This window comes from Flagellimonas sp. MMG031, assembly GCF_040112705.1.
Classification (GTDB): domain Bacteria; phylum Bacteroidota; class Bacteroidia; order Flavobacteriales; family Flavobacteriaceae; genus Flagellimonas.
Genome location: NZ_CP157804.1, coordinates 1029481 through 1053779, shown reverse-complemented (window position 1 = coordinate 1053779; position 24299 = coordinate 1029481). Strand labels below are relative to the sequence as shown.

General features: G+C 43.5%; 21 protein-coding genes and 1 pseudogene. 12 read left to right on the top strand and 10 right to left on the bottom strand.

Annotation, left to right across the window (positions count from 1 at the left end; all coding sequences use genetic code 11):
* The first annotated feature begins 14 nt into the window (after nucleotides 1-14).
* On the top strand, nucleotides 15-1112 hold the full coding sequence (locus tag ABNE31_RS04690) for a PepSY-associated TM helix domain-containing protein (protein WP_349352547.1): 1098 nt from the start codon (nucleotides 15-17) through the stop codon (nucleotides 1110-1112).
* Between the two features lie 91 nt (nucleotides 1113-1203).
* On the opposite strand, the gene ABNE31_RS04685 is transcribed toward ABNE31_RS04690, so the two are convergent.
* The 5 genes from ABNE31_RS04685 to ABNE31_RS04665 all read right to left on the bottom strand — a co-directional run bounded on the left by ABNE31_RS04685 (nucleotide 1204) and on the right by ABNE31_RS04665 (nucleotide 3092).
* On the bottom strand, nucleotides 1204-1410 hold the full coding sequence (locus ABNE31_RS04685; protein ID WP_349352546.1) for a GDCCVxC domain-containing (seleno)protein: 207 nt from the start codon (nucleotides 1408-1410) through the stop codon (nucleotides 1204-1206).
* Nucleotides 1407-2000 carry a mercuric transport protein MerTP gene (gene merTP / locus ABNE31_RS04680; RefSeq protein ID WP_349352545.1) on the bottom strand — a complete coding sequence of 198 codons (594 nt, stop codon included), beginning with the start codon at nucleotides 1998-2000 and terminating at the stop codon, nucleotides 1407-1409. The genes ABNE31_RS04685 and merTP overlap by 4 nt, the downstream gene beginning before the upstream one ends.
* 82 nt (nucleotides 2001-2082) lie before the next feature.
* On the bottom strand, nucleotides 2083-2292 hold the full coding sequence (locus ABNE31_RS04675; RefSeq protein WP_349352544.1) for a hypothetical protein: 210 nt from the start codon (nucleotides 2290-2292) through the stop codon (nucleotides 2083-2085).
* A gap of 78 nt (nucleotides 2293-2370) precedes the next feature.
* Nucleotides 2371-2721: a metal-sensing transcriptional repressor gene (locus ABNE31_RS04670; protein ID WP_349352543.1), complete on the bottom strand. Its 351-nt coding sequence runs from the start codon at nucleotides 2719-2721 to the stop codon at nucleotides 2371-2373.
* Nucleotides 2718-3092: a metalloregulator ArsR/SmtB family transcription factor gene (locus tag ABNE31_RS04665; protein ID WP_349352542.1), complete on the bottom strand. Its 375-nt coding sequence runs from the start codon at nucleotides 3090-3092 to the stop codon at nucleotides 2718-2720. The genes ABNE31_RS04670 and ABNE31_RS04665 overlap by 4 nt, the downstream gene beginning before the upstream one ends.
* 255 nt (nucleotides 3093-3347) lie before the next feature.
* On the opposite strand from ABNE31_RS04665, the gene ABNE31_RS04660 reads away from it, so the two are divergent.
* On the top strand, nucleotides 3348-4301 hold the full coding sequence (locus ABNE31_RS04660) for a DUF4382 domain-containing protein (RefSeq protein WP_349352541.1): 954 nt from the start codon (nucleotides 3348-3350) through the stop codon (nucleotides 4299-4301).
* 61 nt (nucleotides 4302-4362) lie between these two features.
* Here ABNE31_RS04660 and ABNE31_RS04655 read toward each other — a convergent pair whose 3' ends face one another.
* The 4 genes from ABNE31_RS04655 to ABNE31_RS04640 form a co-directional block, all read right to left on the bottom strand.
* Nucleotides 4363-5169, bottom strand: coding sequence for a membrane metalloprotease (locus tag ABNE31_RS04655; protein WP_349352540.1), 807 nt, complete (start codon nucleotides 5167-5169; stop codon nucleotides 4363-4365).
* A 419-nt stretch (nucleotides 5170-5588) separates the two neighbouring features.
* Nucleotides 5589-6776, bottom strand: a complete 1188-nt coding sequence (locus ABNE31_RS04650; RefSeq protein WP_349352539.1) for a GAF domain-containing sensor histidine kinase — start codon at nucleotides 6774-6776, stop codon at nucleotides 5589-5591.
* A 156-nt stretch (nucleotides 6777-6932) separates the two neighbouring features.
* A complete protein-coding gene (locus tag ABNE31_RS04645) occupies nucleotides 6933-7313 on the bottom strand; it encodes a response regulator (RefSeq protein WP_349352538.1) in 381 nt (126 codons plus the stop codon).
* Nucleotides 7310-12217, bottom strand: a complete 4908-nt coding sequence (locus tag ABNE31_RS04640; protein ID WP_349352537.1) for a PAS domain S-box protein — start codon at nucleotides 12215-12217, stop codon at nucleotides 7310-7312. The genes ABNE31_RS04645 and ABNE31_RS04640 overlap by 4 nt, the downstream gene beginning before the upstream one ends.
* A gap of 707 nt (nucleotides 12218-12924) precedes the next feature.
* Here ABNE31_RS04640 and ABNE31_RS04635 point away from each other — a divergent pair.
* On the top strand, nucleotides 12925-14025 hold the full coding sequence (locus ABNE31_RS04635; protein WP_349352536.1) for a heparan-alpha-glucosaminide N-acetyltransferase domain-containing protein: 1101 nt from the start codon (nucleotides 12925-12927) through the stop codon (nucleotides 14023-14025).
* A gap of 45 nt (nucleotides 14026-14070) precedes the next feature.
* On the opposite strand, the pseudogene ABNE31_RS04630 reads toward ABNE31_RS04635, so the two are convergent.
* Nucleotides 14071-15006: pseudogene (locus ABNE31_RS04630) on the bottom strand (TerC family protein).
* Between the two features lie 128 nt (nucleotides 15007-15134).
* Between ABNE31_RS04630 and ABNE31_RS04625 the strand changes: the two are divergent.
* The 9 genes from ABNE31_RS04625 to ABNE31_RS04585 all read left to right on the top strand — a co-directional run bounded on the left by ABNE31_RS04625 (nucleotide 15135) and on the right by ABNE31_RS04585 (nucleotide 24297).
* Nucleotides 15135-16214, top strand: a complete 1080-nt coding sequence (locus ABNE31_RS04625) for an ATP-binding protein (protein ID WP_349352535.1) — start codon at nucleotides 15135-15137, stop codon at nucleotides 16212-16214.
* The gene (locus ABNE31_RS04620) at nucleotides 16207-16884 is read left to right on the top strand and encodes a response regulator transcription factor (RefSeq protein WP_349352534.1); all 678 of its coding nucleotides are present in this window, start codon (nucleotides 16207-16209) and stop codon (nucleotides 16882-16884) included. The genes ABNE31_RS04625 and ABNE31_RS04620 overlap by 8 nt, the downstream gene beginning before the upstream one ends.
* 68 nt (nucleotides 16885-16952) lie before the next feature.
* Nucleotides 16953-17132: a hypothetical protein gene (locus tag ABNE31_RS04615; RefSeq protein ID WP_349352533.1), complete on the top strand. Its 180-nt coding sequence runs from the start codon at nucleotides 16953-16955 to the stop codon at nucleotides 17130-17132.
* 9 nt (nucleotides 17133-17141) lie between these two features.
* Nucleotides 17142-17492 carry a hypothetical protein gene (locus ABNE31_RS04610; protein ID WP_349352532.1) on the top strand — a complete coding sequence of 117 codons (351 nt, stop codon included), beginning with the start codon at nucleotides 17142-17144 and terminating at the stop codon, nucleotides 17490-17492.
* Between the two features lie 8 nt (nucleotides 17493-17500).
* Complete coding sequence (locus tag ABNE31_RS04605) at nucleotides 17501-18838, top strand: potassium transporter TrkG (RefSeq protein ID WP_349352531.1); 1338 nt, start codon at nucleotides 17501-17503, stop codon at nucleotides 18836-18838.
* Between the two features lie 165 nt (nucleotides 18839-19003).
* On the top strand, nucleotides 19004-20791 hold the full coding sequence (locus tag ABNE31_RS04600; RefSeq protein ID WP_349352530.1) for a potassium transporter TrkG: 1788 nt from the start codon (nucleotides 19004-19006) through the stop codon (nucleotides 20789-20791).
* Nucleotides 20792-20802: 11 nt separating this feature from the next.
* Nucleotides 20803-21489, top strand: a complete 687-nt coding sequence (locus ABNE31_RS04595) for a TrkA family potassium uptake protein (protein WP_349352529.1) — start codon at nucleotides 20803-20805, stop codon at nucleotides 21487-21489.
* Nucleotides 21482-21781 (top strand): hypothetical protein, encoded by a 300-nt coding sequence (locus tag ABNE31_RS04590; RefSeq protein WP_349352528.1) that lies wholly within the window; start codon nucleotides 21482-21484, stop codon nucleotides 21779-21781. Before ABNE31_RS04595 ends, ABNE31_RS04590 begins: the two co-directional genes overlap by 8 nt.
* A gap of 635 nt (nucleotides 21782-22416) precedes the next feature.
* Nucleotides 22417-24297 carry a PAS domain S-box protein gene (locus tag ABNE31_RS04585; protein ID WP_349352527.1) on the top strand — a complete coding sequence of 627 codons (1881 nt, stop codon included), beginning with the start codon at nucleotides 22417-22419 and terminating at the stop codon, nucleotides 24295-24297.
* Nucleotides 24298-24299 lie beyond the last annotated feature (2 nt).

The window sequence follows — 24299 nt, the reverse complement described above, 5'->3', positions numbered from 1 at the left end:
CCCTTCTGACCACTATGAACAGAACGATTCGGAAAATACATCTTTGGTTGGGCCTCACCTGTGGGCTTATCGCCTCATTTTCCGGTCTCACAGGCTCCTTCTATGTCTGGCAACCGGAACTTTCCGCATTTCTCAATCCCGACCTGCTCCAGGTGGAGGACTTTGGGAATCTGGACGATAGGACCATCATGGAAACCACGGCAAGTTTGGTTGCCATCCATGGGGACAGTATCAATAGCATATATCTCCCCTATCGGGAACAACAGACGATCTCCATTACGTTCAATAATGGAAAGACCAGTTATTACCACCCCGAGACCCATGCCTATCTCGGCAAAAAATCAGCTTCCATCCGCTTTTTTGAAAACCTGTTGGTCCTTCACCGGACCTTGGGCATACCAACATATGGCAAATACATTGTGGGGACCAGTGCCATCATTTTCTTTTTGTTCCTGTTGACCTCTGGTATCTATATCTGGGCAACATCCTATCGCAACAACTTGAAAGAGGGCTTTACCATAAAATGGAAGGGAAAAAGAAAGAAAATCAATTTCGATTTGCACAAGGCCTTTGGGGCCTATTTTTTGGTACCCTTGCTCCTCATGGCCCTCAGTGGTTCCTATTTTACCTATAACTCCTATTACAAATCGGCCCTCGGCCTTTTTGATGGGAAACGCGACAATACGGGCCTGGAAGGCCAACGACCATGGGCACATGGGGATTCTCCACGATTGCAGGATTATCTGTCAAAAACAAATGAAGCCTACGCCTTACGGGCCATCCACTTTCCCAAGAATGGAACGGACCATTATAGGCTTCGATATATCAGGGAACGGTTCATAACCTCAGGGCTTCGAAGGACCAAAGAAGTGGAACTCGATGCCAATGGTCATATTACGGTGGTGAGTGATTTTAGGACGGACCCCAACAGCAACCGAATGGCAACGCAGTTCTACCCTATCCATATCGGTGAAATGGCCGGTACCATCGGCAGGATATTGGTCTTCGTCTCAGGTCAGGTCCCTTTGCTGTTGTTCTTGACGGGACTCAACATATACCGGAACAAAAAAAGAAGGAAAACCGGAAAAAAGAACAGGATTCAGTCTAAATGACCTATCCTGGTTTTATCTCTTCTGATACCTTGGCGAAATGGAGAATGGCAGTGAGACCCATATCGCCCATGTGTGCCAAACGGATGAAATATCAGCAGGCACAGTTCCCCTGCTGGACCGGGGGACAGTGGACCGAACCATAACTGCAAAAGACACAACAGTCCCCGGCCTTGGGGCTCAGGAGCATGCCACAACCTTCACAATTATAAAAGAACTGGCAGGCATTGGTCGGCATTTCCTCTTCCTTTTGGTGGGCACATTCGGGACAGGTGATCTTGGAGCGCAGCAGGACTTTCATTCTTGTCCCTTCTCTTTATCGATTACCCTATAGCCAGCTGACATTATGGCCTTTTCAATTTGGGGCAAATCGGTCATTGACCCATCAAATTCGACCCAAGCACTACCGTTTTGATAGGAAGCCGTCGATTTGACCACCCCGGGAAGTTTGTCCACCTCATGTTCGATATGTGCCTCACAGCCCGTACAGGTCATTCCCTCAATCGGTATTGACACGGTCTTGAGATGAATATTCCCACTGCTTGTCACTTGCTTTTCCGCTTTTGGATAGAACAGGTGCACATAGTTGGGAAAGAGCAACATCGTACCTACAAAAACGGTGACGATGCCCAAAAAGAGCTTGCTCTGGACAAACTTTGTTTTTTGCTCCGTTTCACATTGGCATTGGGTCTCTTTTCCCCGTCTTAGTTTTTGGAACCAGGCAAGACCAAGGACCAATACGGTGGTACCGATCAAAAAGGGTCGTATGGGTTCGAGCCATGTAATCGTCGTGGACAGCCCACTAGTTCCGGCAACGATTGCCAGAACGGGAAGGATACAGCATAGTGAGCTCAAGATAGCAGCCCCTAGGGCCATAACTATATGTTTCATATCATTGGTTCATTTAAATCTTACCGTGTCAAATGTTAGGTGTTCGCAAGAAAAGGATTTGGTTGCCCGCACCCTTTTTAATTTACTTTTTACAACAGGCCGGCAGGGCCATCGCAGTTTCATCCTTTTCAAAGGGACATTGTGGCGTATCGGCCAAGGGACATCCCAGTTTGGGGCACTCCGGGGTGCCCTGCCATGGACATGATGGGGTTCGGTCCTTATCCGGGCCGAATGCAAATGCTGCAATGGCCAACAAGCCCATCGTAGTAAAAATCATGAGTCTTTTTTTCATGGTATCATCTTTTAAGGTTGAACTATGGTCCAAATATCACTCACCGGATAGGGGGGTGTCCAAATTTTTCTTGGATAACTATTTTTTCAAGCGCTCGTCCAATGCTTCGGCCTCCTTTAGTCTTTCCGGCACTTCCTCCAAGGGAATGTCCGGAAAGAGTCTCCTTAACCGTTCGATGGCCACTTCGTTGCCACAGTCCCCGGGGCAACTTTGGTGGGCCGAGGCTATTTTTTCGGCCATGGCCTTACGGTAGGTCCCATCCAACAGTTCCAGTGTGGTTTTGTCAAGTAGCGCCTTCACCGCCTTGAGCTGCAGCAATATATTCTCTGCCTGTCCTTCATCATCGATTTGCCCCAAAATATAACCCAATTGGCCCATGGCCGTCTTGAGGGATATTTTTACTTCTCTTGTCAGGTCCGGCGGTATCATATAGGTTGTGGTATTTTATCCCTGTTCAATAGTCCGAACAAAGGCAAGAGCAAGGTTTCGTTGTCCCTTTGAAGGGAATAGAAAATAGTCTGGGCCTCCCTTTGAGCCTTGATAAAGCCCCGGTCCCTTAGTTTTCTGAGGTGCTGGGACACCGCGGGGACGGTCATGCCCAGAATGTCACTCAGGTCGCAGACACAGAGCCTGCCCTCCCCATGGAGCAGGTACAAGATCTTCAGGCGCACCGGATTGCCCAATAACAGTACGCGGTCGGCAAGTTGGTCCATGGGACCATCCAAGGTTTCAGCGGTCTTCCGGCACCGTTCAATCTGTTCCAGATCCGCTTGCTGTCGGATGCAGGTGTTGTCCTTCATGATATGAAGATACTCTATTATTTTATTTAAGCAAAAGCTTAAATATAGTTTTATGCAATAGTAAATCCCCTATTGAGAATCCGTCCCTAAATTTTTCATAGGGCTCTGCCCTTTCCCGTAATCTCCTATGGCCCAAATTGATGTCGACGTTCCCGGTTTAGGGTCCCTCAATGTTTTCAAGCTCTAAGTAGGGTTTGTTGCATCCCAATTGTTATACTATTGAAACAAATAGTAAACCCTTAAATCTTAATTTTTATGAAGACCTTTTTGAAAAACTTGGGAATTATCTTTGGAACAACGCTGTTGATAGTATCCTGTAGTGACGACAATGAAAATGACAATGTAGAGAAGGAATCTTATCAAACAACGCTTAAAATGACGGATGCCCCTATAGACAATGCGAATGTGGAAGCGGTGTTCATTACCGTCTCCGATGTAAAGGTGGATGGAAACTCCGTTGAGGGGTTCTCCAAGACCACTTTTGACCTTTCCGCCTTGGTCAATGGGCAAACCAAGACCTTGGGCAATCTCCAAATGGAAGCAGGAACTTATTCCAACATCGAATTGGTCCTGGACTATACCAATGACATGGATGGCAACAGTCCTGGATGTTATGTCGAAATGGCGGATGGTACCAAGGACAAGATAGAGGCTTCCTCCAGTACCGTGAACATCACGGATTCCTTTGAGGTATTTGCCACCAATACCAATGAGATCATCATTGATTTTGACCTGCGAAAGACCATAAAGGAAGAACAGGGAACCTTGGAATCAGACTTTGATTTCGTATCTCTCTCAGAGTTTTCCGCAGGTATTCGGACCGTAAACAAGGAAACTACCGGGGAGATTTCCGGTACGGTCAACGATTCCCAAAATACGTCCGATAAAATTGTGGTCTACGCCTATGAAAAAGGCACGTACAATGCCGAGGTGGAGACCCAAGGCCAAGGAGAGAGCAATATCAGGTTCGCCAATGCCGTTACCAGTGCTGAGGTGGGTGGCATCAACAACTCCTATAGCCTTAATTTTTTGGCCGAAGGGGAATATGAACTCATCTTTGCTTCCTATACCCAAGATGGTACTGAATTTTATTTCAACTCACAATTGGAAGTGGAGTCCACCACCGGTCTCGACCTTGGGGCCATCAATATCACATCGGCCCTGCAGTTGAGCGCCAATGTCACCGTGATCGGGACCGCTTCGCTATAGACAATCCCATCAATTATAAGGAGAAAAGCCCCAAACGGGGCTTTTTTTATGGTCAAAGTTATTATTTACCACCATTGGCCTGTAAATCTGCCAAACAGGCCGCATCCAATTCCGGAATGGTGCCGCCACTGATCATATTGATGAGTCCCTCACCGGTTTCCGCTGTCCAATACATCAGACAATTCCCTGTGGTACAATGCCTTCCGTGTGGCTCATCCTGATGCGCACTTTGCAATGGTGTACCGGCATTCACCAATCCCAACAAATGCCCGAACTCATGATTCATCACGGTGGTTTCCAGAACAGTAGTACTCGGGGCAAAAGGTTGTCCACTAAATTCCCTGATGGTATCTGCAAAAATGCCAAAGGACGTGTTCCTGTAGGCCACACCCAAAACAGAACCGTTTTCCGTGTTCTCCGAGTATTCCCCATCAAGAAAAAGTCCAAAGACCTTTATAGTGCCATCTTGGTTATAGGCCAGACGGATATCGTCTTCAAGACTTCTGATATCAGCAATTGAATATACATCTTGACCTGGCGATGATATTTCTGTAAGCGTAATGGAAACCCCGTCAGGTTTGTGGAGCCGTTCCTTTAAAAAGATCTCAAAATTGTCCAAAGTTGTCGCACTGGGTTTTAGACCTGCCACATAGAAAATTTCAAGATGCAACCCTGTAAAATTGGTATCATCCAATAAGTCCGCGGCCGAATCCCCAACGGATTTACGGTTTTGCGAAACATCGATCGTTTCAGATTGATCATTGGCATTGGTGCCGGTCCCCTGATCCGTTGAGCAACTTATTAAGAAAATCCCAAAGCAAAGGGATAGAAATTTGAGTCGGGGCAAATTGATATATCTATATTCCATGGTATTCTAACGGGAAAAGTTTCCAGGTTAGTATATACAAAGAAGCTTCCTTTAAGTGCCTTTGGGTTGCTGCAAAGCGAACAAAGCGTTCGATAAAAAAGCTATCATGGACGCTCTTTCGATTTCAAAGGGGACCAACATAAGTTTTTAAACCTTTTATCAAAAGACTGGCTCAACACCAAATTAGTTGTTCAATATTGGGTTTGTGACGGTAATTTCGACAAAGAATTCAGGAGTATAGATAGCCCATGAATAAATCGAAGCTATCAAAAAGAAAAAATTGTCAGGTATCCCATCAAAAACAAAAAAGGCACACCGTATAACCACAAATAACCCACTGTCCCACATTTATTTGTGGCAACATAAAAAGTTGGTTCAATATTTTCATTTTTCTGATGCCCAAGATCGGTTCCATCCAATCACTTCCTACTTATCGGTATTTTGATTTTGACAGTAGTTCCCTTGTTCTCTTCCGATTGAATATTTAACTTCCCTTTGATGCTTTCCACCATTTCAATGACAAGTTGAAGTCCAAGTCCATATCCCTTTTCATCATTGGTACCCCTCTCACTTCCAACACCGATCTCCCTCAAACGATGTAACTTTTCCTTAGGGATTCCTCTTCCATTGTCCTTCACTTCTATTAGCAGAGATACATTATCTTCTTCATCAATTATATCAAGGTTTACGGCTATTTTTCCTTTTGGTCCGGTAAACTTGATGGCATTGGCGATAATGTTCCCTGCAATGGGAAGAAGTTTTCTTCTTGGGAAACTATACTGGTTTTTTGCTTGGTTGAAAACCACTCCAAAACTAATCCGTTTGTTTAAGGCAGGTATGGCGTAAAGGTCTTCCAGATGTTCTTTGAATTCCGAGAGTATAAAATAATTTTCTTTAAGCTGCTCTTTACGTCTTTCCAAGATATCATCGGTCAAGTCCAGTAGTTTGGAAGCTGCGCCTTTTATCATTTCCAAGTAGAGACCGAACTCACTCTGTTCGAGCGTTTCATTTTCGGCAGTTTCAGCAAGTCCAAGGATACCCCCTATCGGACCCCTAACGTCATGGGCCATTTGGTTGCGTTGGACGATGGCCTTGTCCAACTGATCTTGTAGCGAATCCAAATTTATTTTGGACTCCAGCTTTTTTATGATTTCGTCCGCAACCAACCGTAACAATTTTTTCTTTTCCTCCGAAATGTTCATTTCCTCTTGATCGATAACACAAAGGGCTCCAATGTTTTCGCCTGTCCGTACCTTGAGCGGGATTCCCAGATAATATTTGAACCCATCATTCTTAACATAGGGTTTGTCCTTGAAGCGATTGTCTTGGTCAAGACGGTGTATTTCGATGGAACGTTCAGATTGAATGGTATATTGGCAAATGGAGTCTTCACGATCCATTTCGAACAATTTGTAACAATATGATGATACCGTCCATTGTGAATGGCTATCGATCAAATTGATAAGGGATATGTTGGTGCCTGCAATATGGGCCGCCAATTCGACCAAATTTTGGAACTCCATTTGAAGATCTCCATAATCGAGATCAAACTCGCTTAGCTTTTTGATCCTTGCATATTCAGCATTCATTCGCTTAACCTCTTCCATTGGCTGTCTTTATGGGGTTTGTTTTAAAAAAAAATAATGATCGTAATGTTGCTTGATTTCAATTAAAAGTTGAAATGGACCTCTTCAGAAATCTCTCGATCTCCAATAAAATTGAGCTGGTATTCAACTCCATAGGCAAACTTATACTGCCATCAGCTATCCAAATATGGATTTGATGTCTTCTATTGACAATGGCTTTTTAAAATATCCCTTGACCAGTGCAAGGTCATTTGCTTTTTTGATATCACTTTCGTCGGTGGAAGAAGAAACAATATAAATGGAAATGTTCTCACTTTTGATAGCTTGCATTCCCTTAAGAGCTTCAATAAATTCCCATCCATTCAGCTTGGGCATGTTGATGTCCAGTAAAATTTGGTATAGGGTTTCCTCTGTATAATGTTCGCATAGAAAGTCCAATGCCTCCCTGCCATCCGTACATGATTTAATGGGCAGCTCGGAATCCACTTTCTTTATCAATTTTGTCGAGACCCAGTTAAAGATTGGGTCGTCATCGACCAACAGTCCGAATGTATTCATTTTGTTATCGTTTTAATATCCATCAAACGTGTCTCTGCTACAATTTTTTGAACGATACTATCCAGTTCTTGCCCAGATCGTTTCACCTGTTCCAGTAAAAAGGGCACATCTTCAGAATCATCAGGTTCCAAATCCAAAAGATTGATGACTCCCAAAATTCGGGATAATGGAGCCCGTACCACATGTGACTGTGTCCACGCAATGTCCCTTAACTTTTTGTTCTGGGTCTCTATAGTGGATATATACTCCTGTTTTTCGGTAATATCGCTTGCCAGTACCAATCGTACGGTCCTGCCCCCATATTCAATATCGCTACTGTAAACCTCCACACAAATGGTCTCACCTGACTTTAAAGTATGTAAGAATATCTCAGCATAACTGTCACGACCCCTTTTCTTGCTTTCTTCCAAATTTTTTTCCAGAAGTCCTATCTCACTATTCGGTCTTATATCCCTGATGGTCATCTCCTTGAATTCTTCCAATGTATAGCCATATTTGGTTATTGCCGCCTTGTTTACATTCAAAAAATAAAGCGTTTGTGGATCAAAGATCCACATGGGTTGTGGACTGAAATCAAAAAGATCCTGATAAATCCCCTTGGTTTTGTTCAGCTCCTTGTGGGTCATGGAGGTCTCTATGGCAGTGGAAAGGTTGGTCGTTATGGTCTTAAGGAATGAAACATCATCCTCATCCCAATCTCTTTCACTTTGACAGTCCTCAAAACCAACGAAGCCCCAAAATGTCTTGTCTATGAAGATGGGGAGAGCTAAAATGGATTTGACACCTTGTTCAAGAAGCAACCTTTTGGTCTCTGTATCCTGCATCTCATTGAAAATGGCCACAAATTGCTCTTTTCTTGTCAACGGTTCAACAAAATCCTGGATAACGGGAAACGGGATACCCTGGAGTTTTGGATTATTGATATGTGAATGCGCTTTCTCATTGCTCCATTCCAACCTTTGGTTTGTTTCCCACTCCCTAGTTTTTTCATTAAAGGAATTTTCAAAATAGTATACCCTGTCCGCTTTAACGCATTGCCCAACTTTCGAGAATACTTTTTCAATTACTTTGAACCAATCGCTATAATTGAGCAGTTCCGTGTTCATTTCGGCAATGATGTCCAACTGTTCTGTTTTGCGCCTTATTTTTTCGTCGGCCTTCTTTCTTTGGGTGATGTCCCTAAAAAATACACTGATGCCTTCTTCGGATGGATATGCGTTTACTTCCAACCACAGGCCATAATAGTCTTCAAAAGAGATTGGCTTTTTCGTCTTCAGTACCTTGTTATAGTTTTTATAGGAAGGTAGATCCACAGCATCGGGAAAAACGTCCCAAAGGTTTTTGCCAATAAGTTCTTCTCTTTTGACCCCGATCAAACGTTCAGCAGTCTTGTTCCAATAGGTCACAGTGAAGTCGTCTTTCATGGCGAAAAAGGCATCCCCGATACTCTCCAAGATCATATCCTTTTCCTGATAGGCAGATTCCAGTGCCACCTCTGCCCTTTTTCGTTCATCAATATTTTTGAAATAGACCGAAACCCCTCCATTGGAAGGATAGGTGTTGATTTCATACCATGATTCATTCCCAGGGTAGAGATATTCAAAGCTTTCTGCCCTACCTTTGTTGGCAACCGTCCTGTATATGGTTTCCAGTTTGGTGCCCAGGGCAGGGGAAAACAACTTCCAAAGGTTTTTCCCCAGTACCTCATCACTTTTTTTCCCAAGCAGGTTTTCTGCCTCCTTGTTAAAAAAGGTAAAGTTCCAGTCCCTGTCCACGGCATAAAACGCATCCGAAATACTGCCCAATATTTCTTGAAGCTGCAACTGGGTGGTTTTCATCGCGTGGATGTCTTGGATACTTCCGTATATTTTGGTGCACACACCATTGACTCGTTCACTCTTTCCAATGATCCTCACCCATTTTTCTTTTCCGGAACTGGTCTTTAACAACACTTCTTTGTCATACTCCGTACCATTTTCAATCAGTTCCTCGATCCCCCTTTCCACCACACTCTTGCTTTCGGGGGTGTAGAATTCCAGACCACCGGTCAACGAAGCGTCATAGTGCTCATCCACCTCGATTATATTTCGGACCATAGGTGACCAATACATGGCACCGCTTCCTTGCTCTTCAAGCAAATCCATTTCCCAACTGCCAATTTTCGAGAGTTCCGAGGTTTCTTCCAAGAGATGGGTCAATTTGACCTCATCCGTGATGTCAAAGACCATCGAGTTGAAGAGAATGGTACCATCAGCCAATTTATAGGGTGTTCCATAACCCTCATGCCAACGAATCTTACCGTTAGGCATGACGTAACGCCAGCGACTATGCCATTGGGTAAGTGTTTCAACGGATTTTTGGATATCCTGTATCAAAACTTCATAATCCCCCCCTTTTTTGATTTGGTCCCAAATCAAATGTGAATTTTCTTCACACTCTTGAGGTGTACGATTAAATATTTCAAATGCTTTTTCGCTTACAGAATGCATTTTATCGGAACCATCCGAATAGCGATAATATTGAAAGGTAACTCCGGGAAGATCATTTGAAATGGCCAAGAGCCTGTGTTCAGCTTCTTTCATTTGGGTAATGTCCTGGAAACTTCCATAAAGACGTATACATTTTCCATTGACCGTTTCGGCCTGACCCATGGCCCTGACCCATTTTTCGTTGCCCTTTGCGGAGATAAAGGCGGCTTCATAATCAAAAGCCTCTCCTTTTTCCATGGCCAAACCAATAATGTTTTTGACTCTTTCCCTATGGTCTTCCCTGTAGAAATCAATGGCGCGATTCAACTCTGGAACATAGTTTTCGGGGTCAGTCTCATAGATTTGGTGCACTCCTTCCGACCATGTCAATTTCACGTTGATCAAATCTACTTCCCAACCACCTACTTTTGCCAGCCGTGATGCATCCGAAACCACTTCCTGCAGTTTTTTGGCCTCCGTGATATCCTTGGCGGTTGCGTAGACCATGCCCTCTTGAATGACTATTTTACAATGCCAACTGAGCCAGACAAGATTTCCCGTTTTGGTAACGTAACGATTTTCAATTTCGAAAGTTTCCTTGCCGTCCCTTATCATTTGAGTCAATTTATCCCAAATTTCCCGGTCCTCATCAAGAATGAATTTATGGAAGGAATTGCCCACAATCTCAGCTTCATCATATCCCAATAGGTCGCACCCGGCCTTGTTTATTCTGAGGAAATTCCCCTTGAAATCCAATAAGCAAATAAGGTCTGGCAGGGTCTCGAACAGGTATGACAAGTCCTCCTCCAATTGTTTGCGGTTTATCTCCGAACCCAAAAAGTCCTCTAATTTGGAAAGAACGGGATAATGCGTCTTGAACTGTGGTGTATTTTCTTGGGTGCCAACAGCTAAGATTCCAACAATCATTTCCTGGTGCATTAAGGGAATGCCCAAGACAGAATTTATGCCCGCTTTTTTTGCTGCCTTATTTCTGGTAAAAAGATTGTTTCTCTCAATGTTACCCCAGAGCACCGATTTTTTGGTTTTCCAAACTGTACCTGGAAGCCCATGTCCGAATTCAAATTCCTTCACATCCTTGGAGTGCTGGTAAAATGCTTTGCCGCCCGAATCCTTCCCATACCTCGCAGCCATCCGGAGACTGTTGTTGTGGCTGCTGGGCAACCAAACCTCACAAAAAGTGAAATCCCCATAAACAGTGACCTGTTTACATACCCGTTCAAGAGAGCTTCCAAGACTTACCCTCTCCTTAAAAGTTGCACTGACCTTGGTCAGAAAATCTTTCTCGAGCTGGGCATTGATTTTTGATGACACATCCCTTTGGATGGCAATATAGTGTGAAATTGTCCCTTTGATATCCTTAACTGGTGAAGCTGCGATATTGATCCAGAATGGCGAACCATTTTTCCGGTAATTGGTAATGACGACCTCGCAGGGTTCCCCTCTGGTCAAGGTTTTGTAGAATCGTTCCAATTCAACTCTATCCGTTTTTGGACCTCTCAACATGTCTGGGGTTTTGCCAATAACCTCTTCAGGCCTATACCCTGTCATTTGGGTAAATGCCCTATTAACATACACTATCCTTGGATCTTGTTCCACCAGCGGCCCTGCATCGGTGATCATGACGGCATCATTGGCATGGGTCACCACACTTTCCAATAATTTAAGTTGCTGTTCTTCCTCCCTTTGCTTAGAAACGTCCTGAACGGTACCCTCAAATGAGATGGGTTCCCCTTTATCGTTTCTGTTCAATCTTCCCTGCTCCCGAACCCATCTGATACTTCCATCGGGAAGCAGAATCCGATGTACAAAATCCATTTCTGCCTGCCCTGACAACGCTGCTTCCTGTTCCAGTTCAAAAAACTCCCTGTCATCGGGATGTATGCTCTGATAAAAGGCATCAAAAGTTACTTCAAAGTCGTCCTTGGTCCTTCCCCAAATGTTATATACCTTGTCCGTCCAATTCAATGAACCCGAATGGATGTCATATTTCCAATACCCCAGTTTGGCTATTTCCGAGGCGGTTTCCAATCTTTTTTCGGATTGCTGTAATGCAACGAAGTGTTGTTCCTTTTGGGTAACTTCCTGGCATACGACCATGATGCATTTTCTGTTATGAAAATTTACCTTGCGCCCTATGATTTCCACCCGAATTGGTTTTCCATTTTTTTTCTTGTGGGTAAAGGTGCCAAACGGGATACTTTCCTTTTCCGGGTCGATATTTTCAGGGCAGGCTCCAATGTCCGGAACCTCATTCTGGGCGGCTAGGTCATGTAAGGATAGGGAAAGAAACGCTTTGCGATTGTATCCATAAAGATTCAACGCCGCCTCGTTTGCATCCAGAATTTCAAAATTCCACATGTCATAGACCCAATTGGCCAAGGGGTTTTGATAAAAGAGATTACCGTAGTCGTTCATCTTTGGGTTGATTGGGGTTACCAGTATTAAAAGGATAATGGTTGGACAAAAAAACTAAACTTCTCTAAAACCATACATTAATCCAATGGAATTGTGTAGGATTTTTCAACTTAACTTAGGTTGAATAAACAACATATATGAACTTAACGATAAATTTTGACTTTTATGTCCCGCTTTATTATTAAATAAAAATTCTTATCCTTATAAGAAGAATGGGATGTACTCTTACAGTGATCCTTTTTGAAACTTCATATCCTATCCATCTTATCCGGTGGATAGGGACGGGTATTGAAGACCACTAAAAATGAAAGATTTAACTGCTTGATTTTTAAGCATTATAAAATCTGAATCCATCATATATTCCTGATTTTACCATCCTCACTTTTTTCATTATTTGAGTGGTAATCTACCGCTTTTTGCATAAGCGAGCACAGTATTTGAAAATGATAAGTTCAAGTTCTCCGTGGAATGTGACGGGAAGGACAGGAGTGCCCCTAATGCTGAGTTAATATTTAACGAGCACCATGATTCAGGAATCCTCAAAACTGTACCTTTGATAGCAGTAAAATGAACCAAACTCCATCAAAACAATTCGCATCCCAAGGGTGTATTTTGCACATAAGTGGGGGCAACACGATCCAAGATCAGGCTTACTCCGTAAATTAAGAATAACAATCAGTCCTTTCATCCCAATCGATATAGAACTATTGAATCAAAACAAAAGGGAACATAGAAAGCTCTCGGAAAAGGCCAATCCTGAGCGACTATACTTTATTGACGCCCTTCGTGCCTGGGCCATTTTGATGATGCTGCAGGGACACTTCGTATCCGCATTATTGACCGAAAGCTATCGGGAAGAAGGAGGTACGGCCTATTCCCTATGGGCTTATCTCAGGGGGGTGACCGCCCCCGTTTTCTTTACCGTAACGGGATTCATCTTCACGTATTTACTCTTCAAAAAATATGATATGGGATGGTCAAATCCTCGCGTCAAGAAGGGAATCAAAAGGGGGAGCCTACTCATTCTCATCGGTTATGTATTGCAGATCCGGTTCGGACGATTGTTGGAAGGCTCGATCAATACCAGTTTTGATATTGTCCATGTGCTCCAATGTTTGGGTCTATCGATGATCTTTATTGTTGTACTTTATTTGCCATTCCATAAGTCAGGCAAATACCTGTTCCAATTCTTGTTGGGCTCCATTACCATTTTGCTCTTTCTGTCCAATGGACTTATGGATCAATGGGATTATGGATTCCTGCCCGGCTGGCTATCCAATTATATAACAACAGAGAACGGTTCCGTTTTTACTATGGTGCCCTGGTTTGGCTTTGCTACGGCAGGTGCGTGCCTATCTGGATTTTTTCATTCCAATCCAAACAGGCAAGGATTCTACCTCAAAGCATTTTTAATTACCCTTTCTATCGGTATACTATTGATTCTCCAATCCTATGAGTTCATACGGGACCTTGGATTCTTGATCGACACCCCTCTTTTACATAGGGCACTTGACAACAGCTACCTTTTCGCCAGGTTGGGAGTGGTCCTTGTCATCTTTGCCATATTCATTTTATTGAGAAACTTTTTGGCCCATAAGATTATTCTTCAAATTGGGCAAAACACATTGGCCATTTATATCCTCCATGCCATGGTCCTTTACGGTAGTATTACAGGACATGGTCTTAGCAGGTATTACCATCACTCCCTATCCATTTCACATGTTGTCCTTGGAGCCATATTTTTTCTTGCAGGCATTTGTTCTTTGGTCCTAATGACTGAAAGGAAAATAAAGCAACTCTATAACTAAGACCGGTTGGGCCGAGGGTTCACTTCAAGACCTCCAGGCTGCAGTTTATTCAGTTTCTCTTTTGAACGAAGCCAAAATTCCAATGGATAGCGACAATGCAATAAATCCTAAAGAAACCCATTCCGGAAAAGTATATTGGTGTGCCAAGATCAATTTCACCCCAACAAAGCTCAGAATGGCCACCAGACTATATTTGAGGTGGTGGAACCGGTTGATCATATGGGAAAGGAAAAAGTACATCGAGCGAAGGCCCAATATGGCGAATATGTTCGAACTGAACACCAAAAAGGGATCCGAGGTTATTGCCAATATGGCCGGAACACTGTCCAAGGCGAACAGGATATCGGAAAATTCAATGATCACCAAGGCGATGAACAAGGGGGTGGCCGCGGTAATATGGCGCAGTTTGATGAAAAACTTCTGACCCTGCATATGGGAGGTAATGGGCATGATCTTTCTCAAATTCCGATAGATAAATGATTTTTTTGGATTAAAGGCCTTTTGTTTGGATACCAACATCTTTATGGCGGTAAAAATCAAAAAGGCCCCGAAAATATAGGTCATAAAACTGAACTTCTTGATCAGTGCCACCCCGAAGAAGATCATCAGTGCCCGGAACACAATGGCCCCCAAAATACCCCAGAAAAGCACACGATGCTGGTATTTCTGGGGAATATGGAACGAACCGAAGATCACTGCAATGATAAAGATGTTGTCAACGCTCAAGGATAGCTCGATCAGATAGCCGGTAATGTATTTTATACTGGCGTCCAGGGGTGCCAGGGAATCGATATTGTCAACTTTCCCTGTTCCATACAATCAGTAAACAATACCTGAGAACAAGAAGGACATAGCCACCCAAATTCCGGTCCATATGGATGCTTCCCGCACACTGATGATATGGGCCTTCCTGTTGAAGACACCAAGGTCCAATGCCAAGAAAAAAAAGATACCCAAAAGGAAAAAGCCCCAGACCATCATAAGTTTTAAGAATCAAAAGTAAACATTGGTAACCGTCAGTCTACAAAAAACCATTAAATAAAAATGTCCCATGGATAAATCCATATAAAATCTTTATATTCTTCTGGGTAACTTTACCCAAAAAAGGTTTGGATTTCCTCAGAACACGGAATTACAGTAAAAGGAAACAGTACACGATAAGCATCCTGCTCATAGTAGCCACTTCGTTCGTCTGTTTCTTTCTGGTAAATTTTATCGGTTATGGTGCCGTTGCCCTCATCCTGTTGATGGCGGTCTCCCTCAATGCCATCCTCTTCGATATTTTTCCTGTAATGGTATCCGCTCTGTTAAGTGCCCTGATTTGGAACTTCTTCTTTATTCCCCCTACAATGACCTTCCACATCGAGACCCCCGAGGATGGCCTTATGTTCTTGATGTACTTTGTCATTGCATCCATCAATGCAGTACTTACCTTTAAGTTCAGGGAGTTCGAAAAGAAACAACGGGATGAGGAGGAAAGGGCCAAGTCCATAGTCCTATACAATACCCTGTTGAATTCGCTCTCCCATGAACTCAAGACCCCTATAGCCACCATAATCGGTGCCGTGGATACCATTAAGGACAAAAACTCCAAACTCTCCGATGGAAACAGAAATGAACTGTATTCAGAAATCGAAATTGCAGGTCTCAGGCTCAATCGACAGGTCGAAAATCTTTTAAGCATGAGCAGGCTTGAAGCAGGGTTCATCCAGCCGAAAAAAGATTGGTGCGATATCAACGAAATTATTTTTTCCATGATCCGAAGGAACCAACAGGATGCTTCGAATCACAAGGTTGTTTTCGAAGCCAAGGAGCACCTTCCCCTTTTTAGGCTGGATGGTGGACTCTTGGAACAGACCTTGCACAATATCATCCACAATGCCATTCAGCATACCCCAACAAACTCCATTATAACCATTGATGCCGATCAAATCCATGAAGGCTGTGTCATATGGGTCTCGGACAACGGGAAAGGTTTCCCGGAAAACGAAATTAAATCCGTTTTCCGTAAATTTTACCGCATTCACAACACGACAGGGGGTACCGGTCTTGGACTTTCAATAGTGAAGGGTTTTACCGAAGCCATGAATGGAAAAGTGACCTTGGAGAACAGGGAGGGAGGTGGTTCCTTGTTCACCGTAACCATTCCAGCAGAAACATTGCCCATAAACAACGATGAAAATGGATAAGGCACAACTATTGATCATTGACGATGAGCCCCAAATTAGAAAACTGCTCCAAATCAATTTGGAGAGCAATGAATACAGGGTCATACAGGCTGCAAATGCCAAAGAGGGTACTGCCCTTGCAGCAAGCCATTTGCCTGATGCCATCCTTCTGGACATAGGGTTGCCGGATAAAAGCGGCCATGACCTCTTGGTGGAACTCAGGGACTGGTACCATAAGCCCATTATCATTTTGTCGGTTCAGGACAACGAACCCGATATTGTCAAAGCGCTGGACAACGGCGCTTCGGATTATCTTACCAAACCCTTTCGGAGCGGCGAACTCTTGGCCCGTATCCGATCGGCAATGCGGAGAGATCAGGGCATTGAGCTTAAAACCGTCATTTCGTTTGGAAATCTTGAAATTGACCTTGTGGCCCGAACGGTCAAAAAGGAAGGGGTGTTGATCAAACTGACACAGACCGAGTACAACCTTTTGGCGCTATTCGCAATCAATGAGGGAAAGGTACTCACACACCAGTACATACTTAATGAGGTCTGGGGATATGGCCACAAGAACGAGACACAATATTTAAGGGTATTTGTGGGCACCCTGAGAAAAAAAATCGAGGAACGGCCCAACCATCCCGAACACATCGTAACCGAAAGCGGGGTAGGTTATCGGTTTCAATGACCTTTTTAAAATCTTTATCCCCTAGCCCCTTTTCTTGATTTTTTAAATATTCCATTCCCCTGATCTTTGTGCCAATCAAAAAGAGCTATAAAGTGGGATGGGACTTTTTCTATGATGAAGGTGCAGGCGGCCCATATGATTCTTTGGACGACTGGTGCCGGGATATACACCATCTTGTGCTTCCATTGATCATCATGGTGGATATGGGCATGAGCATTTACTTCATTGTTGAACTTTTCCTCATCTAGACCACCCCTATGGAAAATAAAGCCCGAATCAATAAGGAAGCAGCGAATTTGATAGTCAGTCTATGCTTATGCATCCATAAGTTGAAAAATCCAAACTTGGATGAAAAGGGGCCCTATGCCCTTCTTATCAAATGGACCCATAGGGATTTAAAGGATAGATTGGATGCTGTACTGGGGGGCTTGAGTGTAAGGGTCATGGTAAGGGAAGCGGGAAAGACCAAGGATTATGTCAAGAATCTTCTGGTGATTTATGGACTGTTGCCTGAAGGGTTGGGACATAAAAATGAAATCATCGGGATTCTGCACGAAATCTTGGACGTAGTGACCGAACTGGAACAGGGATTGGGTCATGATTTTTAAATCAATGTATGAAAGGAATATTAAAAAAATACAGAAAGTTTCAATTGACTCTTTCACCCCAACAGAACCTATTGTACGGCTTTTTGACCTATACCCTTTTAGGATGGTCATTACTTTGCCTCCCCATAGCCCATAAACTGGACATTCCCGCCCTGGACAGCCTGTTCATTGCCACCTCTGCCATTTCCACAACGGGCTTGGTCACAGTTAGCGTGTTCGATAGCTATTCCTGGTTCGGACAATTCATTGTAATGCTCCTTTTCCAAATCGGGGGGATCGGTTATATGACCTTTACGACCTTTATTGTCCTTTCCAAGAAAAGTGACCTCACCCATTGGCACCAACGCATACTGAACGCCGAGTTTACCATGCCCAAAGGGTTTCAGGTCAAGGATTTTCTGAAATCGGTCATCCTATTTACCGTTGTCATCGAGATCATTGGGGCCCTATGCCTCTATATTGCCTTTACCAAGGCTGGGGTGGAGCACAACTTTGCCCTATGGAGCAGTATCTATCATAGCGTTTCGGCTTTTTGCACAGCAGGTTTCAGTCTCTATAACGACAGCTTTGAACAGTTTGCGGGCAATCCGTCCATCAACATAATACTTTCCATTTTGGCCATCTGTGGTTCCTTGGGGTTTATCGTGGTCACCGACTTTTGGAACCGACTATCCGGAAAATCGAGAAAGATCACCTTCACCACCAAAATCATTTTAGGGTCCATGGCCCTACTATTGGTATTTGGAACAATTATGCTCTATTTTTTTGAACCGGCCATTGAGGGACAGGGCGGACAGCGTTGGATGGCCTCCTTTTTCCAGACCATGACCGCACTGACCACGGTAGGGTTCAACACGGTCCCGTTGGGTAGTTTTGCCACTGGGAGCCTATTGGTCATTATTTTCCTCATGTACATAGGGGCTTCTCCTTCCGGGACCGGTGGTGGGATGAAGACCACAACGGTCACTGCCTTGATCGCCATTATGTGGAACCGGATCAGGAACAATAGGCATGTTACATTTTTGGGAAGGACCATTCCATTGGAAAGGCTCTATGTGGCCACCTCCGTTTTCATGCTGTATGCATCTGTTATATTTTTGGCAACTTTTCTATTATCCCTCTCTGAAAAAATCCCCTTGGAACAGATCCTTTTCGAGACCACCTCGGCCATTGGCACTGTAGGTCTCAGTACAGGCATTACAGGAAGTTTAAAGCCTTTAGGAAAAATGGTCCTTATTACGACCATGTTCGTGGGCAGGTTGGGATTGCTTACTTTTGGCCTGGCCATCTTGGCAAAGAGGAATACGTTGAGTACAAAGAAAAAAAGTGAAGACTTGGCTTTATAGGCACCTATGGGCCGCACCTCCTTAAAGGCCAGTTTTATGGGGCATCCATCCATAATTTTTGATAGCACATTGAACAATGGCATCAGCCGGTACGCCCTCAATCTTTATAAAATCTTTATAAACCTATGCCTAACTTTATGCCCTCAAACCTAAGTATGGTTTTCTATGTCGCTTTTCAAATGGGGAAAGTCAACACTTTTTAACAGGGACTTTTCCCAAATCCTTTTTAAGCTGGCTTTGTACAGCAGCATTCTGGGGGTTTTTCTGTTCATTGTCGATTTTGGCTATGACAAGCCCCAACGCATACAGATTTGGTTCAACATCTTTTATTTTGTGGTTATCGGCCTGGGTATTTTGGCCACGGTCCTGCGGTATGTGGAGCGTATGAAACAAATCGAACGCTCGGTCATCATTTTTGATGCCCTTACCATTTTGATTACCTTGGGTATACTCTGGGCCCATTTTTTTGGGGAGGAGGGACAAAGCCATTTATCGTTCCTGTACAACGACAATTGGGTCAAGTTCGCCATCATCCTCACGTTTATCCGGGAGTTTTCCGAGCAAGAGATCAACTATAAAAAGACCCTGCTCAATCCCGCGCAATTGTTCATTGCCAGTTTTTTGGGCATCATATTGATCGGAGCGATTTTATTGTCGCTGCCCAATGCCACCCATGACGGCATCTCCTTTTTGTATGCCTTGTTCACCTCTACCAGTGCCGTATGCGTAACAGGTCTTATTGTAGTGGATACAGGAAGTTATTTCACCGTTTTTGGTCAAACCGTCATCCTTTGCCTTATCCAGGCCGGGGGAATCGGGATTTTGACCGTTGCAAGCTATTTCAGCTACTTTTTCAAAGGGGGTGCCTCTTATGAAAACCAGTTGACCTTGAGTGACATGACCGGAAGCAAAAAATTGGGTGAGGTCTTCGGTACATTGAGACGTATTCTTGTCATTACTTTTTCCATAGAACTGGTCGCGGCGCTATTTATCTACTTGAGTTTGGACAATGGTTTGTTCACCTCCTTTTTCCATCGCTTCTTTTTTTCAGTATTCCACGCTGTATCTGCTTTCTGCAATGCAGGGTTCTCCACCTTGCCCAATAGTTTGTACGAAACTGGGTTTCGGTATAATTATATGTTCCAAAGTCTTATAATCGCAGCCTTTGTATTGGGCGGATTGGGGTTTCCCATTGTGGTAAACCTTATAAAGTATCTTAAATATTTTATGGTCAGGAAACTGTTCTATCTTACTGGGGACCAGAAAAAACACAAACCATGGGTACTGAACCTGAACAGCCGCATTACACTCATAACCACCTCTATGTTGACCACTTTGGGAACAACAATGTTCTATTTCAATGAATATAACAACACCTTGGCGGAACACGATGGCGTTGGTAAGGTGATAACGGCCCTTTTCGGTGCGGCCACACCAAGAACGGCAGGCTTTAATTCAGTGGACATGGCTGCACTCGATTTCTCCACTGTCATGATGATTTTCCTTTTGATGTGGGTAGGGGCGTCACCGGCGTCCACGGGAGGGGGCATCAAGACCAATACCTTTGCCATAGCCACCCTGAACTTTTTGAGCTTGGCAAAGGGAAAGGCAAGAATAGAGGTCTTTCGTAGGGAAATCTCCGAAGTCTCGGTGCGACGAGCCTTTGCCGTAATTGCCCTCTCCTTGTTGGTCATCGGCACCGGTATTATCTTGATTTCCGTATTTGACAGTGACAAGAAATTATTGGATATCGCCTTTGAATGTTTTTCAGCATACAGCACCGTTGGTCTGAGTCTGGGAATAACTGCAAAACTGAGTGGCGCCAGTAAACTTGTCATTATCGCGGTGATGTTCATCGGTAGGGTGAGTATGTTGACCCTGTTGATCGCAGTGTTCAAAAAGGTAAAGCAGAAAAATTATAAATATCCTGTTGAGGAACTTACCATAAACTAAAAGAACTGATTATGAAATATATCATTGTGGGACTTGGAAGCTTTGGCGCCTCTCTTTCAGAAAAGTTGACCGAACAGGGGAATGAAGTTATCGGTATCGATACGAACATGAACCGGGTCGACAATTACAAGGAGCGCATCTCTCATACCATTTGTATGGATGCCACCGATGAATTTACGGTGTCCGGTCTGCCTTTGGAGGACACCGACATGGTCATTGTGGCCATTGGGGAGGACAAGGGAGCCAGTGTGATGGCAACGGCCCTTTTCAAGAACTTTCAGGTCAAACGGCTGATCAGTAGATCCATTGATGAACTTCATGAAAAGGTTTTGCACGCTATAGGGGTAGATGAAATAGTGCATCCAGAGGAGGAATCCGCCGAACGATGGGCCAAAAAATTATGCCTCAAAGGAGTGGTCGACTCCTTTGAGTTGAACGATGATTACAGTATCGTCGAGGTCAAGGTCCCTGCCAAGCTACATGGCAAGACCATAAGGGAAAGCAATATCAGGGAAGCTTACAATCTATTGGTGTTGACTACAATAGCCAACACCGAAGAAAGAACAGTTGTGGGAAAAACCAGGAATGTCACTAAGGTAAAAGGGGTTGCCAACCCTGACAGCATGTTGAACAACGATGATATTATCGTAGTATATGGTTCGAACAAGGACATCAAAAAATTTTTAAAGGATGATTGATTCTAGACATTTTTTCATTTTGGGACTGTTAATGGTAATGTTCACAGTAGCCTCATGTAGGGATAGGGGTTACGAGCAAAAGCTATTGGAGCGACAACGAATCGAAGATTCATTGGCCAATTCTATCGAGGGCAAAACCTCAAACATTCCGAAGGATCATTTTGAGACCATTGTTTTTGAAGGCTGTGAATATTTGGTTTATAAGGAGGAGCCTGATTCCAATTCGGCATTCGGGTTTATGGCACATAAAGGGAATTGTAACAATCCCATACATGTTTCAAATCCCGATTAGGCCCTAATCATGGAGTTTAATGGGTATGGCACCATAATAATCCGTTATGCTTTTGACCATGGAACTGCGATTCGCTATAAACATTTAAAATAGGATGTCCATTGTCATTTTAGTTCAAATCTTAACTACGCTTGTTTTGTCTGGAAGGGCTAACAGAGATTGAAGAATTATTTGTATAGTCGATATTCATAAGAAAACGGATACCATTAAGTAAAAGAAAAAGCAACAATAATTGTGATATTAATGACTAGTTTGATTTCTTTTGGGATATGTTTTTTTCAACATGTAGATTGCTCAGAAAAAGATATCATTTTGGATGTATATAGGGAGTATCACATATTTACCCTCGGGCCGGAAAATAGAGGTGGTGAAGATCAACTACGACTTTTTTCGGGGAAGAAACAAAGAGATGCATGATTACGATTCATTTGATTTTATTACACTTAATTTATAATTTTAAAATATTTTTGATTAAAATCCGTTACGGATAAAATTCCTTGGGTCTTGGAATTTCAATTTAGTAAACCAACCATATCCACATAGGCAACATGCTTCAGAAATTAATTCTTTACCAGTGACGTTTGGTTATCCAACCGTTTCAGTTATCCCAAACTTTTTAAACCAACCTCAAAGGAATGTCCCCCATCCTAGATGCTTCCAGTTTATCGGAAGACCATATTTTTGATTTTTGTCCACATCCCATGTGGATTTACGATTTAGAGACACTTCGTTTTCTAAAGGTTAACAATGCGGCCCTGCAACAGTATGGCTTTACCAAAGGCCGTTTCCTTCATATGACCCTTAAGGCGATAAGACCTAAAAAGGATATCGCCAAATTGGAAATGGCCATCGAGAACACCAAAAAGAGAAAGGACACCTACAAAGAGGGCTTTTTTCGCCATAAGAAAAAGGACGGTACGGTCTTCCCCGTATTTCTGAAGAGCAACCTCATCCAATACAAAGGTAGACCTGCTGAACTTGTCATAGCCATGGATATTTCCGATACCATGGAGTACGAAAAAAGGTTACTTTCCCAAAACCGACTTTTCCAGGCCATTTCGGATATGAACAACAATTTGATTCGAAATCCGGATTGGTTGAAAGCATTGGATGTTTGTTTTACGTTACTATTGGAGACCTTGAAAATCCATCGGGTCTATTTCTTTCAGAGCGATTCGAAACTTGATAGGATCACGTTAATGAAAATTAAGACCGACCGAGATCCTAAATCCGATCTCGATGGATACCCTGCCTTGCCCTTTCCGCTTCTACAGCACCTAATTGGGCGTTTGAGGAAGGGAAGGGTCTTTTCGATGAACCGATCGAAGGTCTCGGAACCTAATCTTGCGGAAACTTTGGAGACAGAATGCCTAAAGTCATTATTGGCTCTTCCAGTTTTTTCATCTGGCACTTTCAGGGGTTTTATCGGCTTGGAGGACCATGAGACAGAAAGGAAATGGACGAAAGAAGAAGTACAATTGTTGAACACCCTAACCACCAATCTATCCCATTTGATCAATCAATCGGATGTCTTGGACCAAGTAAAGAACAGCGAAAGCAGGTTCAAAAATTTGGTGCTGAACGGGACCGATCTGATCTCTATCGTGGATACGGACGGAATCTACCTTTATGCTTCCCCATCCTTTGACAACCAATTGGGGTACTCAACCCATGATTTGATGGAGACTTGTTTTTTTGATCGATTGTCCAAAGACGATATACCACGGTTAAGGAAGGCCCTCGAAATGGTACAAGAGGTCGAACATGTTGAGATCGAACCATTCCGATTCAAACATTCCAATGGAACCTGGAAGTGGATTGAATCCATTTGGAGCAACTATTTGGCCACGCCCCACATTCAGGGGATTGTCATGAATTCCAGAGATATTACCGAAAGGATGAGGTCCAAATTGAAAAAAGAGCTTTGGCTGGACCTCGTTAAAGCTTTTGGAAAAAAGGGAAGCCTTCGGGACGGCCTTGATACCATCATGGAAAAATTGGTCGAAGTGTGCGAAATACAAGCTGCTGAGGTGTGGTTAAAATCAAGGGACGGGGCCAAATTTAACCTGCTAGGCCAAGCCAGCGGTGGGAAGAGTGGCGAACTTTTTTTGAAGCAACCCATGCCTGTGGATTATTTTTCAATGGAGAAGGGAATACAAGGCAAAATCGAACAAGCGAATGCATTGATGATTTGGGATGACTTTGACAAGAACCCTGAATTTGTTCGATCAAATTTCGCCAAAAAGGTTGGGATCAGAACCTGCATTGGCCTACCCATACTTTCGGGCCAGGAATCCATTGGATGTCTCCTTTTATTTGCAAAGCAACCAAAAGAGGACTTGAATGATATCTTATATCTTGTTGAGGGAATTGGCCATCAGATAGGGGGACCCATCAAACAAAAAATGGTCCAGGCGGAATATTTGGAGTTTTTTGAGCTCTCACCGGATCCCTTTTGCATCATTGGTTTTGATGGGAGAATAAAACAGGCCAATAAAGCCTTCCTAAGGCAATAGGC

Bases quoted from the DNA above. Each gene is read 5' to 3' on its own strand.
- ABNE31_RS04690 (WP_349352547.1), top strand. From the start codon at position 15: ATGAACAGAACGATTCGGAAAATACATCTTTGGTTGGGCCTCACCTGT.
- ABNE31_RS04685 (WP_349352546.1), bottom strand. From the start codon at position 1,410: ATGAAAGTCCTGCTGCGCTCCAAGATCACCTGTCCCGAATGTGCCCAC.
- merTP (WP_349352545.1), bottom strand. From the start codon at position 2,000: ATGAAACATATAGTTATGGCCCTAGGGGCTGCTATCTTGAGCTCACTA.
- ABNE31_RS04675 (WP_349352544.1), bottom strand. From the start codon at position 2,292: ATGAAAAAAAGACTCATGATTTTTACTACGATGGGCTTGTTGGCCATT.
- ABNE31_RS04670 (WP_349352543.1), bottom strand. From the start codon at position 2,721: ATGATACCGCCGGACCTGACAAGAGAAGTAAAAATATCCCTCAAGACG.
- ABNE31_RS04665 (WP_349352542.1), bottom strand. From the start codon at position 3,092: ATGAAGGACAACACCTGCATCCGACAGCAAGCGGATCTGGAACAGATT.
- ABNE31_RS04660 (WP_349352541.1), top strand. From the start codon at position 3,348: ATGAAGACCTTTTTGAAAAACTTGGGAATTATCTTTGGAACAACGCTG.
- ABNE31_RS04655 (WP_349352540.1), bottom strand. From the start codon at position 5,169: ATGGAATATAGATATATCAATTTGCCCCGACTCAAATTTCTATCCCTT.
- ABNE31_RS04650 (WP_349352539.1), bottom strand. From the start codon at position 6,776: ATGGAAGAGGTTAAGCGAATGAATGCTGAATATGCAAGGATCAAAAAG.
- ABNE31_RS04645 (WP_349352538.1), bottom strand. From the start codon at position 7,313: ATGAATACATTCGGACTGTTGGTCGATGACGACCCAATCTTTAACTGG.
- ABNE31_RS04640 (WP_349352537.1), bottom strand. From the start codon at position 12,217: ATGAACGACTACGGTAATCTCTTTTATCAAAACCCCTTGGCCAATTGG.
- ABNE31_RS04620 (WP_349352534.1), top strand. From the start codon at position 16,207: ATGGATAAGGCACAACTATTGATCATTGACGATGAGCCCCAAATTAGA.
- ABNE31_RS04610 (WP_349352532.1), top strand. From the start codon at position 17,142: ATGGAAAATAAAGCCCGAATCAATAAGGAAGCAGCGAATTTGATAGTC.
- ABNE31_RS04605 (WP_349352531.1), top strand. From the start codon at position 17,501: ATGAAAGGAATATTAAAAAAATACAGAAAGTTTCAATTGACTCTTTCA.
- ABNE31_RS04600 (WP_349352530.1), top strand. From the start codon at position 19,004: ATGTCGCTTTTCAAATGGGGAAAGTCAACACTTTTTAACAGGGACTTT.
- ABNE31_RS04595 (WP_349352529.1), top strand. From the start codon at position 20,803: ATGAAATATATCATTGTGGGACTTGGAAGCTTTGGCGCCTCTCTTTCA.
- ABNE31_RS04590 (WP_349352528.1), top strand. From the start codon at position 21,482: ATGATTGATTCTAGACATTTTTTCATTTTGGGACTGTTAATGGTAATG.
- ABNE31_RS04585 (WP_349352527.1), top strand. From the start codon at position 22,417: ATGTCCCCCATCCTAGATGCTTCCAGTTTATCGGAAGACCATATTTTT.